The 14,169-nt window shown below is 73.9% G+C and carries 11 protein-coding genes; 9 read left to right on the top strand and 2 right to left on the bottom strand.

The genetic code is table 11. From position 1 onward, the window contains the following. Positions 1-211 precede the first annotated feature (211 nt). The 5 genes from IE98_RS0119815 (at position 212) to mscL (ending at position 4,922) form a co-directional block, all read left to right on the top strand. Positions 212-1,696: a potassium/proton antiporter gene (locus tag IE98_RS0119815; RefSeq protein WP_052390714.1), complete on the top strand. Its 1,485-nt coding sequence runs from the start codon at positions 212-214 to the stop codon at positions 1,694-1,696. A gap of 344 nt (positions 1,697-2,040) precedes the next feature. Continuing rightward, on the top strand, positions 2,041-3,432 hold the full coding sequence (locus IE98_RS0119810; protein ID WP_234443605.1) for an MFS transporter: 1,392 nt from the start codon (positions 2,041-2,043) through the stop codon (positions 3,430-3,432). Between the two features lie 120 nt (positions 3,433-3,552). Continuing rightward, on the top strand, positions 3,553-3,849 hold the full coding sequence (locus IE98_RS0119805; RefSeq protein ID WP_030270680.1) for an FmdB family zinc ribbon protein: 297 nt from the start codon (positions 3,553-3,555) through the stop codon (positions 3,847-3,849). Between the two features lie 351 nt (positions 3,850-4,200). Then, positions 4,201-4,428, top strand: a complete 228-nt coding sequence (locus IE98_RS44785) for a hypothetical protein (protein ID WP_030270677.1) — start codon at positions 4,201-4,203, stop codon at positions 4,426-4,428. Between the two features lie 77 nt (positions 4,429-4,505). After that, a complete protein-coding gene (gene mscL, locus IE98_RS0119795; protein ID WP_030270676.1) occupies positions 4,506-4,922 on the top strand; it encodes a large conductance mechanosensitive channel protein MscL in 417 nt (138 codons plus the stop codon). An 89-nt stretch (positions 4,923-5,011) separates the two neighbouring features. Here mscL and IE98_RS42720 read toward each other — a convergent pair whose 3' ends face one another. Both IE98_RS42720 and IE98_RS0119785 read right to left on the bottom strand, forming a co-directional pair. Then, positions 5,012-5,245, bottom strand: coding sequence for a hypothetical protein (locus IE98_RS42720; RefSeq protein WP_043174630.1), 234 nt, complete (start codon positions 5,243-5,245; stop codon positions 5,012-5,014). Between the two features lie 108 nt (positions 5,246-5,353). Next, positions 5,354-6,325 carry a sigma-70 family RNA polymerase sigma factor gene (locus tag IE98_RS0119785; RefSeq protein WP_030270674.1) on the bottom strand — a complete coding sequence of 324 codons (972 nt, stop codon included), beginning with the start codon at positions 6,323-6,325 and terminating at the stop codon, positions 5,354-5,356. A gap of 347 nt (positions 6,326-6,672) precedes the next feature. Here IE98_RS0119785 and IE98_RS44780 point away from each other — a divergent pair, with 347 nt between their 5' ends. The 4 genes from IE98_RS44780 (at position 6,673) to IE98_RS0119760 (ending at position 13,988) form a co-directional block, all read left to right on the top strand. Then, positions 6,673-7,677: a phosphatase PAP2 family protein gene (locus IE98_RS44780; protein ID WP_052390713.1), complete on the top strand. Its 1,005-nt coding sequence runs from the start codon at positions 6,673-6,675 to the stop codon at positions 7,675-7,677. A gap of 307 nt (positions 7,678-7,984) precedes the next feature. After that, positions 7,985-9,961 (top strand): murein biosynthesis integral membrane protein MurJ, encoded by a 1,977-nt coding sequence (gene murJ, locus IE98_RS0119775; protein WP_234443602.1) that lies wholly within the window; start codon positions 7,985-7,987, stop codon positions 9,959-9,961. Positions 9,962-10,383: 422 nt separating this feature from the next. After that, positions 10,384-12,687 (top strand): peptidoglycan recognition family protein, encoded by a 2,304-nt coding sequence (locus IE98_RS42715; protein ID WP_052390712.1) that lies wholly within the window; start codon positions 10,384-10,386, stop codon positions 12,685-12,687. Between the two features lie 71 nt (positions 12,688-12,758). Beyond that, positions 12,759-13,988: a serine hydrolase domain-containing protein gene (locus IE98_RS0119760; protein WP_030270846.1), complete on the top strand. Its 1,230-nt coding sequence runs from the start codon at positions 12,759-12,761 to the stop codon at positions 13,986-13,988. Positions 13,989-14,169: the final 181 nt, after the last annotated feature.

Below are 14,169 nucleotides of genomic sequence, written 5' to 3'. Positions count from 1 at the left end.
GACTGGGGGACGTGGCGGCGGTGACAGCTCACCACATTAGGTCGGCTCAGGTGGCGGACGTGCACCGGGGACGCCCACGGTTGGATCAGAGGGGACGATACCCCGGAGGGATGACCTGAAGGGAAGGCCGAGGGGCCTCGATCAAAGATCAAGTAAAATGTTAGACTGAGTAACGACTCATCAGCCCCTCCTGCCGCAGAGGTGCCCCTGCGTGACCGTCGACCACCTGAACGCGTTCCTGCTCGAGTTCTCCGTGATCCTCCTGGTCGCGGTGGTCGCCGTGCGCTTCTCGACCCGCTCCGGGCTGCCCAGCCTCCTCGTCTACCTCGGCATCGGCATCGCCCTCGGCCACAACGGCCTCGGCCTCGCCTTCGACAACGTCGCGCTCGCGCAGGTCCTCGGCTACGCGGCCCTGGTGGTGATCCTCGCCGAGGGTGGACTGAAGACCAGCTGGCGGGCGATCCGGCCGGTCATGCCGGCCGCCGGCGTGCTGGCCACCTTCGGCGTCGCGGTCAGCGTCTTCGTCACCGCCGCCGGCGCGCACTGGCTGGTCGGCCTGGACTGGCGCACCTCGCTGCTGCTCGGCGCGATCGTCTCCTCCACGGACGCCGCCGCGGTCTTCTCCGTGCTGCGCACCGTGCCCCTGCCCCGCCGGCTCACCGGCCTGCTGGAGGCCGAGTCCGGCTGCAACGACGCCCCGGTGGTCATCCTGGTCGTCGCCTTCGCCGCCACCGGCCCGCTCGACCCCTGGTACGTGATGGTCGGCACCATCCTCGGCGAGCTCGCCGTGGGCGCCGCGGTCGGCTTCGCGGTCGGCCGGATCGGCGCCTGGGCGGTCAAGCGCGTCGCCCTGCCCTCCTCCGGCCTGTACCCGATCGCGGTGATGGCCCTGACGGTGCTGGCCTACGCGGGCGGCTCGCTGCTGCACGGCTCCGGCTTCCTCGCCGTCTACACCGCCGCGGTGATCCTCGGGAACTCCAAGCTGCCGCACGGCCCGGCCGTCCGCGGCTTCGCCGACGGCCTCGCCTGGATCGGCCAGATCGGCATGTTCGTCGTGCTCGGCCTGCTGGTCACGCCCAGCGAGATGGGCTCGGCGATCGTCCCGGCGCTGGTCTGCGGCGCCGTGCTGGTCTTCCTGGCCCGGCCCGCCTCGGTGCTGCTCTCGCTGACGCCCTTCCGGCTGCCGTGGCGGGAGCAGGCCCTGCTCAGCTGGGCCGGGCTGCGCGGCGCGGTGCCGATCGTGCTGGCCACCATCCCGTTGGTGGCGGCGGCCCCGCGGGCCCAGGAGGTCTTCAACATCGTCTTCGTGCTGGTCGTGGTCTTCACCCTGCTGCAGGGGCCGACCCTGCCGCCGGTCGCCCGTGCGCTGCGGATCGGCGAGGGCGACCTCGGCCAGGACCTCGGCATCGAGTCCGCGCCGCTGGAGAAGCTGCACGGCCACCTGCTGTCGGTGTCGCTCTCGGCGGAGTCGCGGATGTCCGGCGTCGAGGTGGGCGAGCTGCGGCTGCCCAAGGGCGCCGCGGTCACCCTGGTCGTCCGGGAGGGCAGCAGCTTCGTGCCCGAGCGCACCACGATCCTGCGGGCCGGGGACGAACTGCTCGTCGTCACCACCGAGGAGGTCGGCGAGGCCGCCGAGCGCCGGCTGCGCGCCGTCGACCGGGGCGGCAAGCTGGCGGGCTGGCTGCGCGGCCGCTGAGCCGCGGACGGCCGCCGGGGCTCCGGATGTGTGACCTGCCTTGCATCGACGGCCCCACCGGGCCCGTCTGCCATATAATCGATCGATACGGAAGATCTACACCTAGAAAACCCGCAACATCTGCCTGATGCAGAGTTGGCGCGACCGCTCGGCGGCCGCGGTCCGCAGCACCCTGCCTGACGCCGGCACCAGCACCACCCCACAGCCGGCAGGACCCGGTATCTACCCCGGTCGACGCGCGAGAGGACGACTCTCGGCGCCGTCGGGGCCCACCCGTTCCCCGGCGCGCTACCAGGCAGCAGGAAGGACCGACCGTGACGGCCCGCCGAACGGTCGACGACACCCTGTCCCCCGGCACGCCCGCGCCTGCCGGCCTCGACACCGCCCCCGCGTCCGCACCCGCCCGGGTCGGGTACGCGGCACTGCTGCGGACCCCCGGCTCCTGGACGTTCCTCGTCCCCGCCTTCGCCGCCCGGCTGCCCTACGCCATGCTGAGCCTGGGCATCGTGCTGCTCGTCCTGGACACCCACGGCTCGTACGGCACCGCCGGCGCGGTAGCCGCCGTCTCCGCCGTCGCGCAGGCCCTCGTCGGCCCGCAGACCGGCCGACTGGCGGACCGCTACGGCCAGGCGGCCGTGCTGCTGCCCAGCGTCGCCGTGCACGCCGTGTCGGTGGCCGCGCTGATCGGGCTGGCGCCGGGCCACGCCCCGGCCTGGGCGCTGTTCGCCGCCGCCGCGCCCGCCGGTGCCTCGGTGCCGCAGATCGGCGCCATGGTCCGGGCCCGCTGGGTCGCCCGGCTGTCGGACTCCCCGGCCACGCTGAACACCGCGTTCGCCTTCGAGTCGGTCACCGACGAATTCACCTTCGTGGTCGGCCCGGTGCTGGCCACCGCGATCGCCACCACCGTCACCCCCTCCGCCGCGCTGATCGCCGAGGCCGCGCTGACCGTCGCCGGCGGCCTCGCCTTCGCCGCCCAGCGCCGCACCGCCCCGGCCCGCCACCCGCGCACCGCCGACGGCCGCGGCCCCTCCGCACTGTCCTCCCCCGGCGTCCGGCTGCTGGCCGGCGCCTTCCTCGGGGTGGGCACCGTCTTCGGCGCCATGCAGGTCTCGGTGACCGCCTTCGCCGAGTCGGTCGGCCGCGCCGGCGCCAGCGGCACCGTGTACGGCATCTTCGCCGGCGGCTCGATGCTCGCCGGCGTGCTCTACGGCCTGGTCGCCTGGCGCCGCCCGGCCCGCAGCCGGATGCTCGGCTGCTACGCCCTGCTGGTGCTCGGCTGCTCGACCCTCTGGGCGATGCCGAACCTCACCGCGCTCTCCGTCGCCGGGCTCTTCTGCGGCCTGGCCATCGCGCCGACGCTGATCACCGGCTACACCCTGGTCGAGACGCTCGTCGCGGACGGCGCCAAGACCGAGGCCTTCACCTGGCTGACCGGCGCCATCGGCCTCGGCCTCGCGGTCGGCTCCACCGTCGCGGGCCAGCTCATCGACGCGGGCGGCCCGTCCGCCGGCTTCCTCGTGCCGGTGATCGGCGCGGGCCTCGGCCTGGTCGCGCTGGTCGCCCTGCGCGGGCTGCTGGTCGCTCCGCGGGACACCGCGGCGGCCGCCTCCCCCGCGGGTGTGCAGGCCGCGGACGACGGCGTCCGCACGGACGGACCGGCCCCGGCCGGTACGGCCTCCCGGGCCCCCGAGGGCAGCGGGCCGCGGCAGCTCGTGGGTGCGGGGACCGGGCACTGAGGCGCCGGGCCCGGCGGCCCGGACCCATCTCACATCCGGCATCGCTGGACTGTTCCAGCGGAATACCGCATCATTGACGATCGTTAGCACTCATCAGGCGAGAGTGCCAGGAGGAAGCAAGTGCCCACGTACCAGTACCAGTGCACCGAGTGCGGCAACGGCCTGGAGGCGGTGCAGAAGTTCACCGACGAGGCGCTGACCACGTGCCCCGACTGCCAGGGGAAGCTCCGCAAGGTCTTCTCGGCCGTGGGCGTCGTGTTCAAGGGCTCGGGCTTCTACCGCACCGACAGCCGTTCCTCCTCCAGCAGCTCGGTGAGCTCGGGGTCGTCCTCGACCGCGCCGTCCACCGGCTCGTCGTCCTCCGCGCCGGCCGCCGCGTCCTCGGGCTCGACGGCCTCGGCGCCGGCCGCGAGCTGAGTCTTCGCACCGGGCTCCGGCGCGTCCGGGGCGCGGTGCCGGACCTCCGGCCCGCGCTGCCCGGCCCCCGGCCCCCGGCCCGCGGTGCCCCGTCACCGGATTCGGCGCCCGGCATTGTCCGGTGGATTCCTTCGACGCGGGGCGCCGATTCCGCCGTCCGGGTGACACGGGTTTTCCACAGGCCGGAGTTGTCCACAGGAAATCGGCGGCCGATTCCCGCGGTGCCGGGTCCGGCGCATTCTGCTGTCCGCGGGCCCGGCCGGGTCCGCGGACCGCCGAACGAAGGCCGCCACCACCGTGACCGCACACCTCGCTCCGCCGCCGCCGTGCTCCGTCCCTCCCCGCCGGAGCGTGCCCGACTTCCCGCCGATCCGCCGCGGCTCCGGCGGACGCCACCGGCTGCAGCAGGCGGTGCGCCACCGTCCGGGCGTCCTGGCCGCCGGCCTGCTCGCCGCCGCGACCGCGCTCGCCGCCGGCCCCTTCCGCCCCGGCCCGCCACCGGTGCCGGCCGCCTCCGCGACCACGCCCGAGCAGGGGGCCCTGCCCCGCTGCACGGGCACCGCCCCGCCGCCGCACTGATCGGCGACCGGTCATGGCGAACGGAAACCGGCGCGCCGAATTCCTGGGCCACCCATCCGCTGTGGTGTCGTTGCGGGATGAAGGGTTTCAAGGAATTCCTGCTCCGCGGAAACGTCATCGATCTCGCGGTCGCCGTGGTGATCGGTGCGGCCTTCACGAACATCATCAATGCGTTCGCGAAAGGCGTCATCAATCCGGTCATCGGCCTCTTCGGCACCAAGGACCTGGCGTCCTACCGGTCCTGCCTGAAGGGCCCCTGCACGCTCGCCCCCGACGGAACGGTGTCGTCCGGCGTCTTCATCCTGTGGGGCGAGGTGCTCAGTGCGGTGGTGCAGTTCGTGATCACGGCCGCAGTGGTCTACTTCGTCTTCATCCTGCCGATGCTGCACTTCATGGCGAAGCGGAAGACCGCGGAGGAGGAGGTCCTGGAGGCGGAGGAGAAGGAGGTCGTCCTGCTCACCGAGATCCGCGACGCCCTCGTCCGCCGGGGCTGACCCGCGCCGTGACCACCGGACGGGCCGTGGCCGGGGCGCAGCGCCAGCAGTGCGCACAAGGCCTGCGAGGCCTCCGAGGCCGGCGGAGCCTAGTCCCCGTGGTGCGGCGGCCGCTGGCTCAGGTACCAGTCCAGCCCGCGGTTCCCGCTGCCGCCGGGGCGCTCGCCCCAGCCGGCGTCCGTGTCGTCGGCGGTCTGCCGGTCCAGCGGGTCGCCGAACACCAGTCGCGCCGCGGACGGATCCTTCCGATCCGGCTCCCCGCCGGACTCGTCGTCCGGCCCGACGCCCGGTCGTGCGTCCTGTCCGCCGGTCTGCTCGCCCATCGCCCTGCCTCCAGCTCTCTCCGCCACCAGCCTAGGGGGTGCCGGACGGCCGCGGACCCCGGCCCGGAGCACTGCCCGGAGCGGGGCCCGCGGAGGCCGCACCTGCGGTCAGGCCGCTTCGAAGCCCGCGTGGTCGGCGATCTTCTTCAGCTCGGCCAGCGCGTGCTTCTCGATCTGGCGGATCCGCTCACGGGTCAGCCCGTGCTGCTTGCCGACCTCGGTCAGCGTCCGCTCCCGACCGTCCTCCATGCCGTACCGGGACCGGATGATCGAGGCCGTCCGGTCGTCCAGCCGCCCGATCAGGTCGTCCAGCTCCTCGCGGCGGAGCATCACCATGACGGCATCCTCCGGCGAGACGGCGCCGGTGTCCTCGACCAGGTCGCCGAACTGGGTCTCGCCCTCGTCGTCGACCGACATGTTCAGGCTGACCGGGTCCCGCGCCCAGTCGAGCACGTCCTTGATCCGCTCCTCCGTGGTGTCCAGCTCGGCCGCGATCTCCGCGGGATCGGCCTCACGGCCCAGCTCCTTGGACTTCTCGCGCTGCACCCGGCGGATCCGGCCGAGCTCCTCCACCAGGTGCACGGGCAGCCGGATGGTGCGCGACTGGTCGGCGATCGACCGGGTGATCGCCTGCCGGATCCACCACGTCGCGTACGTGGAGAACTTGAAGCCCTTGGCGTAGTCGAACTTCTCGACCGCCCTCACGAGGCCCGCGTTGCCCTCCTGGATGAGGTCCAGCAGGGGCAGGCCGCTGCGCGGGTACCGGCGGGCCACCGCGACGACCAACCGGAGGTTGGACCTGATGAAGACGTCCTTGGCACGCTCCGCGTCCCCGGCTATCGCCTCCAGCTCCTCGCGCCTCACACCCTCGGGCAGGGCACCCTCGTCCAGCAGGTGCCGGGCGTACACACCGGCCTCGATGCGCAGGGAGAGTTGGACCTCTTCGGCGGCGTCGAGCAGCGGCGTCCTGGCGATCTCGTCGAGGTACATGCCGACGAGGTCGCGGTCGGCCTCAAGGTTGGTCGGCCGGGCCGAGCGAGTCCGGTCGGCCCTGTCGCGAACGACGGCACGAGTGGCCATGCTTGCTCCCTTGCTGGATTGCCGGGTCTGGCGGCGCGGCTCGCGCGGGGCTGCGCTGCTCATACAAGTGCGGGCCTCCCGGAGGCTCACACGTAACGATCCAACGCACAGAAATGGGACAACATTCCCAACTCACTCAGATTTTCACGCCGCATGCAGTATCCTGCCGATTTTCACCGCGATGGTCGGCGCTCCGTCACCTCCGACCCACCGTGCGCAACAATCGCGGGCGGCACCACCCCTTCCAACGAACGACACCTCCCGATCGCACCTTCTCCGCACAAAAGATGCCGAATCGCGATCGCCCCGGGTCCGCTCCGCACACCGCCACTGGGAAGGTGTCTGCCATGCACCCGTCCACCGCTCCCCCCGTCCGTCGGCCCGTCGTCCGACACGCCCTGTGGGCACTCGGTGGCACTCTGTCGTTCGGCCTGCTGCTCGGGCTGGTCGCGGGCGGCTGGGGTCCGCTGACCCGGCTCGACCAGCACTGGGTCGGCGCACTGCACGGCTACGCCCGCCGCCACACCGCGTGGACGGCGTCGATGCAGACGCTGGGTGACATCGACGGGCCGGTCACCATGCGGGTGCTGCTGTTCGGCGCCGCGGCCTGGCTGTGGGCGATCAGGGCCCGCACCCTCGCCTCCTGGGCCGCCGTCCAGGGCGCCCTCGGCTGGGTGCTGGCGATCGGGCTCGCGGACGCCGTCGGGCGGGACCGCCCGCACTTCGCCGATCCGGTCGCGTACGCCGACGGCGCGGCCTTCCCCGCCGGGCACGCGATGGCCTCCGCGGTCACCTGCGCCGCGCTGGTGGCCCTGGCCTGGCCGCTGGCCGGGCGGGCGGGCCGAAGCTGGGCCGTCGGGGCGGCGGCGCTGGCGGTGCTGGCGGTCGGCTGGAGCCGGATCGCGCTGGGCGTCCACTGGCCGAGCGACGTCCTGGCCGGCTGGCTGGCCGCCGCCGCCCTGCTCGGCTGGGTGACGGTCGCCGTGGAACTGTGGCGCCCCGGCGCCCTGGCCCGGGACTTCCGACGGGTCGACCGGCGGACCAGACCCCGCATCCAGCGCGTCCTCGCCCGCGGCACAGCACCGACGGGCGAGGACGGAGAAGGGGACGGCGACGGCGAGGTGGGCGGCAGCGACGAGGCGGGCGGCAGCGGCGAGGACGACGAGGGCGACGCCGACCCCGACGACCCCGACGACCCCGACGACCGCGATGACTTCGCCGACCGGCACAGCCCGGACGACGCAGATGACATGGACGACGTAGACCACCGGGACGACCCGGGCGCTGCAGGCGCCCCCGGCGACCCCGAGGGCGCCACGGACGAGCCGCCCGTCCGTCACCGACGCGGCTGACATGCAGTGATAAAGCTCACACGATCGGGCGCCGCCCCCACGGTGAAGGGACGACGATGACGGCCGATCACTCCGAACGGATTGCAACCCCAGCCGACATAACCGGACATAGGGCCTCAATCCATCACCCTTCGCGCCACCGGGCCCGTCCGGCCCCCGATATCCTCCGTGGGCGCAGAGCTGCCGCCCGCGACACCGGCCTCCCCAGGGAGTGTCGCGGTTTGGCAGACTGCTCCGGTTGGGTGCACCTGTGCGGAGGCCCCACAGCCCCACCGCCCAGGCACCGAGTGACGGGGATCCGATGACCATGAACACCACGGGTGAGTCCCCCGACTCGTATGCGCACCCGGACCCGCCGACCATGGCCCTGCGCAAGATCCCGCCGCAGCCTCCGGAGGCCGGACGCACCGGCGACCCGTCGCAGGCAGCCGGCCCCGTCCACCCGGGTGTCCCCGCCCAGCCGGGCGTGCCGCCGCAGGCCCCCGCTACCGTCCCGGCACAGCGCCAGGCCGAGGGCGAGGCCCCGGCCGCGCCCGCCGCCTCGGTCGGCCGCAGCGGGCTGATCATGGCCCTCGGCACGCTCTCCTCGCGTGCGCTCGGCTTCGTCCGCAGCGCGATGATCATCGCCGCGCTCGGCGCCGCCGGCCTCGGCGACTCCTTCAACGTCGCCAACTCGCTGCCGAACGTCGTCTACATGATGCTCATGGGCGGCGTGCTGGCCTCCGTCTTCGTCCCCGAGCTGGTGCACGCTGCGCAGACCCACAAGGACGGCGGCGTCGCCTACACCGACCGGCTGCTCACCCTCTGCGGCGTGATCCTGGTCGTGCTGACGGTGGGCGCCTGGGTGCTGGCTCCGACGATCGTCGACCTCTACTCGAACTTCGACGGCGCGCAGCGCGACCTGACGATCGCCTTCGCCCGCTACTGCCTGCCGCAGATCTTCTTCTACGGCGTCTTCACCCTGCTCGGCCAGGTGCTCAACTCGCGCGACCGCTTCGGCGCGATGATGTGGACGCCGGTGCTGAACAACGTGGTCGCGATCGCCGTCTTCGGCCTCTACATCCTGGTCGGCAACGACGCGGACAAGGCCGAGCAGATGACGGCGGGCCAGACCATGCTGCTGGGCCTCGGCAGCACCCTCGGCATCGTCGTGCAGGCGGTCGGCCTGCTGCCCTCGCTGCGTTCCTCCGGGTTCCGCTTCCGGCCGCGCTTCGACTGGCGGGGTGCCGGCCTGACCAAGCCGATCCGCGCCGCGAGCTGGGCGCTGCTGCTGGTCGTGGTCACCCAGCTCTCCTTCGCCGTGATCAGCCGGCTGAGCACGGGCGCCGGCGTCCGGGCCGCGAAGGAGGGCCTGAAGATGGGCCTCGGCAACTTCGCCTACACCAACGCGTACCAGCTGTTCGTCGTCCCGCAGGGCGTCATCACCATCTCCCTGGTGACGGCGCTGCTGCCCGGCATGTCCCGGGCCGCGACCCGGGGCGAGCTGACGAAGATCGGCTCGGACCTGGCCGGCATGCTGCGCTCCTCGGCCGCGATGATCACCACCGCGACCGTGCTGTTCATCGCGCTCGCCCCGCAGATCGCCGACATCGCCTACGGGCACGGCAAGGTCACCGCGGCCGACTCGTGGGTGATCGCCCAGACGCTGATCGCCTTCGCGATCGGCCTGCCGGCCTTCTGCGCCCAGTACGCGCTGTCCCGCGGCTTCTACGCGATGGGCGACGCCAAGACCCCGTTCTGGCTGACGGTGGTGTCGACCACGGTCAACTCGGGGCTGTCGGCGATCGCCTACTGGCTGCTCAGCCCGCGCTGGATCATCATCGGAATGGCCGGCGCGCAGAGCATCGCCTGCCTGGTCGGCGTCGGTCTGACCGGTTGGGCGCTCGGCCGCCGGCTGCGCAGGCCGGTTCCGTCCGCCGTCGCCGCCGCGGCCCCGGTGGGCCCGGACGCGACGATGGTGCTGGGCGTGCGCCGCAACGGCAAGCCGCGCAGCGGTCTCGACGGCGGTTCGGTCGTCGCCCTGCACCTGGCGATCACGGCGGCCTGCCTGCCGGGTGCCGCGGCCGCGGTGTGGCTGTCCGGCCGGATCGGCGACGCCACCGGCGGCGGTCTGCTGAGCAGCACCGTGAGCCTGGCCGCCGGTTCGCTGGCCGTCCTGGTCTCGCTGTTCGCGCTGGCCCGCCCGCTGGGCGCGGGCGCGGCGGTGGCCCCGTTCGCCCGCAAGCTCCGCATCCCGTACCCGGAGCCGGCCGCCGCCACGGGCAACGGCAAGCACCGCCGCTGAGCTGCCGTCCGAGGCGGCGGGCCGGAGCCTCCGGGCCCTCCTCCCGCCGCCCGGCCGACCTCCCCCTCCCCCCTCGTCCTCGGTGCACCACCGCCGCCCCGTGCTGCCGACGCCGGCCCGTCTCCCGTTCGGAGCACGGACGGTTCGCCCCACCGGGTGGATGCCCGTTGCGGAGTCCCTTCCCGGCCCGTTGGGCCGGTGCGGGCCCGGTCGGCGGTGGACGTCCCACCGCGCACCGGCCCCGCGTCGCTCCCCGTGCGTCGGCACACCGGCGGCTCTCCGCCGAGCGCCCCGCGGTGGGCTCCGGACGGGTCCGGCCCCCTCGGCCGGGAGGGGCACGGGAAGGTCCGCTGACTGCGTTGACTGCCGCACACGGGAACGGCCGAAGGCACGGCGGGGCCGCACACCGCCGAGTTCACCGCTTGCGGCTGCCGCTGGCGATCACCGCCGCGGTGGCCGCGTCCGCCGCGGGCCTCGCCCCGCCAGCCGCCGCGCACACCGCTCCGGCCCAGGCGGCGGCCGACCTGCTGCAGCGCCGGTTCGCCGACGCGTCGGCCGAGTTCGGGGTGCCGCAGAGCGTTCTGCTGGCGCTGTCCTACCAGCAGACCCGCTGGGAGTCGCACGGCGGCGAACCGAGCACCACCGGCAACTACAACGTGATGGGGCTGACCCGGGTCGATCCCGCCGCGGTGGCCCGGGCCCTCGGGTCCGGCCCGGGCGCCGAGACGGACGGCCGCGGGGAGGGCGCGGTGGTGCCCGGGCACGCGTCCGCCCTCCGGGTCGAGGACACCCCGGCGCTGCACACCCTTGAGCGGGCGGCGGCACTGGTCCGCCTCCCCGCGGACCGGCTGAGGACCGACCCGGCGCAGAGCATCCGCGGCGCGGCCGCCCTGCTGGTGTCGTACCAGAAGGAGACCGGCAGGCCGCTGTCGGGCGACCCGGCGGACTGGTTCGCGGCGGTCTCCCGGTTCAGCGGGTCGCCGGCCGGGCAGGGCGGGGACGACTTCGCCGACCGCGTGCTCGGCACCGTCAGGGCCGGGGCCTCCCGGGTCACCTCGGACGGCCAGGTGGTCACCCTCGCCGCGGCGCCCGCGGTGACCGCCGGTGATCCGGCCGCCCTGCGGCTCAGCTCGGCCGACGGCCAGACCGCCCCACCGGCGGCGGCGTCCACCCCGGGCCCGTCCGTCCCGGCAGCCGCCGCCCCGGGAGCGTACGACCCGGGAGCGTCCGACCCGGGGGCGTCCGTTCCCCGAGGGTCCACTGCCGGCGCGCCCGGCCCGGCCGAGTGCCCGGCGGGTCTCGGCTGCGACTTCCGGCCCGCCGCGTACGCGCTGACCAACGCCGCCGACCCGGCCTCCTTCGGCAACTACTCGGTCGCCGACCGCCCCGGCGACGGCCAGCGGATCGACCGCATCGTCATCCACGACACCGAGGGCGGCTTCGCCGGCTCGATCGCCGCCTTCCAGAACCCGGCCACCCAGGCCAGCGCGCACTACGTCGTGCGGTCCTCGGACGGCCACGTCACCCAGATGGTGAGCACCCGGAACGTCGCGTGGCACGCCGGCAACAAGACCGTCAACATGCACAGCATCGGCATCGAGCACGAGGGGTACGCGTTCCCGGCGGACCGGGCGACCTGGTACTCGGAGCAGCTGTACCAGGCCTCGGCGTCGCTGACCCGCTACCTGGCGGACCGGTTCGGCGTGCCGCTGGACCGGCAGCACGTCATCGGGCACGACGACGTCCCCGGCCCGCGCCAGCAGGACATCGCCGGCATGCACTGGGACCCGGGCACGTTCTGGGACTGGAACCACTACATGGACCTGGTCGGCGCCCCCGTGCGGGCCGGCACCGGCGGTCCGATCCCGGTGGGCGGCACGGTGACGATCGCCCCGCCCTTCGACTCCGGCAACATGCCGCCGGTGGACGGCGCCCCGGCCCGCCCGGAGAACTTCGTCTACCTGCGCACCTCGCCGAGCGCCGACGCCCCGCTGATCGGCGGAGGGACCACCCGGGCCTCCGACTGGCGGGCCAAGGCGGTCGCCGGCACCGGCTACGCGGTCGCGGACCGGCAGGGCGACTGGACGGCGATCTGGTACGGCGGTGTGAAGGCCTGGTTCCCCAACCCGAACGGCCGGAGCGCCGCCGCGGACACCCGTCCCGGCCGGACGGTGCTCGTGCCCCGGGCCGGCCGGACCTCGATCCCGGTGTACGGCCGGGCGTATCCCGAGCGCGACGCCTACCGGCCGTACCCGGCGATCGCCGAGGTCGCCGACCGGACGGGCCTCGCACCGACGCCGTACACCGCGACGATCCCGGCCGGGCAGCGCTACCTCGCCGCCTCGGACCGGCCGGTGCACGGCGACTACTACTACGCGCGGAACATCGACGGCGACGCGCCGGACGACCGGACCCTGGTGGTCGGCGACGACACCTACTACCCGATCCGGTACGACCACCGGCTCGCCTTCCTCCGCTCGGCCGACGTCGACGTGGTCCCCGCGGCCACGTCCGCGGGCGGCCGCACCGCGGTGCGGCCGGAGCCCCTGCCGGACACCCCGTCCGCCCCCGGCACCACCGGAGCGGGGGCCGGGGGCGGGAACGCGTCACCGCTGCCGGGCGGCGGTGACGGCTCCGGTCTCCCCGCGGGGGCGGCCGGCGTCCCGGCCGGACCCGGCGGGGCCCTCGTTCCGGCTCCGAACGAGTGGACTCGCCGCAGGAGGTGACGACCGGACGTCCCTCCCGGCGGAGATCGGTGGTGATGTTGCCGTCCGACCCCGTGACCCGAAGAGGCGCCGTGCGACGCACCCCCTACCGCCGGCTGTTCGCCGCGACGCTGCTCGCGACGTCCGTGCTGGCCCCCGTGACGGCCGTTCCCGCAACGGCCGTCCCTGTTGCCGCCGTTCCCGGCACGGCCGTCCGCACCGTGGACGTCGGGCGGTACGAGCAGGACGACTGCCCACCGGGCGGACTCGGCCCGGAACTGACCGCCCGGCTGGACAGCACGATCGAGGACGTCCGCCGGCAGGCGGGCATCCCGGGCGTCGTCGTCGGCCTGTGGATGCCGGGCCGGGGCAGCTACGTCCGGGCGACCGGCGTCGCCGACACCGCCACCGGCAGGCCGATGTCCACCGACTCGTACGTCCGGATCGGCAGCGAGACCAAGACCTTCACCGTCACCGCGCTGCTCGAACTGGTCGACCGGCACCGGGTCGGACTGGACGACCCGATCTCCGCCTACGTCGACGGCGTGCCGGACGGCGGACGGATCACCCTGCGTCAGCTCGCCGAGATGCGAAGCGGTCTGTTCCCGTACACCTCCGACCCGGACTTCGTCCGCGCCCTGCAGACCGACCCGCACCGCCACTTCAGCCCGCAGGAGGTGCTGGCGTACGGGTTCAGGCACCACAACACCTTCGATCCGGGCGCGGCCTTCGAGTACTCCAACACCAACCTCGTGCTGCTCGGTCTGGTGGTCGAGAAGGTCAGCGGGCAACGGCTGGCCGACTTCCTCCAGCGGCGGGTGCTCCGCCCGGCGCATCTGCGCCACACACTGCTGCCGCGGGACGCCGAGTTCCCCGATCCGCACCCACGGGGCTACACCGACCAGACGCTGAGCGGTGCGGTCGAGGACGTCACGGACTGGAACCCCAGTTGGGCCTGGGCGGCCGGCGCGATGATCTCCGACCTGCAGGACCTGCGCCGCTGGGCCGAGGTCGTCGCCACCGGGAAGCTGCTCGGCCCCGAGACCCAGGCCGAGCGTCTCAAGACCCTGCCGACCGGCTTCCCCGGCACCAGCTACGGCCTCGGCATCTTCGACGCCAACGGCTGGATCGGCCACAACGGTTCGATCCCCGGCTACGAGACGGTGACCGTCTACCTGCCGTCGCAGAGGGCCACCCTGGTCATCATGATCAACACTGATGTCGGCAGCCGGGGCCAGGAACCCTCCACCCTCCTCGCCCGGGCCGTCACCGCGGTCGCCACCCCGGACAACGTCTACGACGGCTCCGTCCAGCCCCGCTGAACCCACCGTCTCCCGGCAGCACGGAGGGCCGACTCCGAGGATCTCCCTCGCGAGTCGGCCCTCCGGCGTTCCGGCCCGATCGAGCGGGCCGGGGCGGCCCTTCGGTCAGTTCCGGTGCGACTTGGTCGGGTGCGGGTGCGGGTGGTGCTTGGGGCCGGTGGTCGGGGTCGGGGTGGGCGTC

Origin of the sequence: Streptomyces sp. NRRL B-24484, assembly GCF_000717715.1 — a bacterium.
Classification (GTDB): Bacteria; Actinomycetota; Actinomycetes; order Streptomycetales; family Streptomycetaceae; genus Kitasatospora.
Note: the sequence above shows the minus strand (reverse complement) of the source record. Positions and strands in the feature narration are given on the sequence as shown.

Excerpts from the sequence above, each read along its gene's own strand:
- IE98_RS44780 (WP_052390713.1), top strand. The coding sequence starts at position 6,673 with ATGCACCCGTCCACCGCTCCCCCCGTCCGTCGGCCCGTCGTCCGACAC.
- murJ (WP_234443602.1), top strand. The coding sequence starts at position 7,985 with ATGAACACCACGGGTGAGTCCCCCGACTCGTATGCGCACCCGGACCCG.
- IE98_RS0119785 (WP_030270674.1), bottom strand. The coding sequence starts at position 6,325 with ATGGCCACTCGTGCCGTCGTTCGCGACAGGGCCGACCGGACTCGCTCG.
- IE98_RS42720 (WP_043174630.1), bottom strand. The coding sequence starts at position 5,245 with ATGGGCGAGCAGACCGGCGGACAGGACGCACGACCGGGCGTCGGGCCG.
- mscL (WP_030270676.1), top strand. The coding sequence starts at position 4,506 with ATGAAGGGTTTCAAGGAATTCCTGCTCCGCGGAAACGTCATCGATCTC.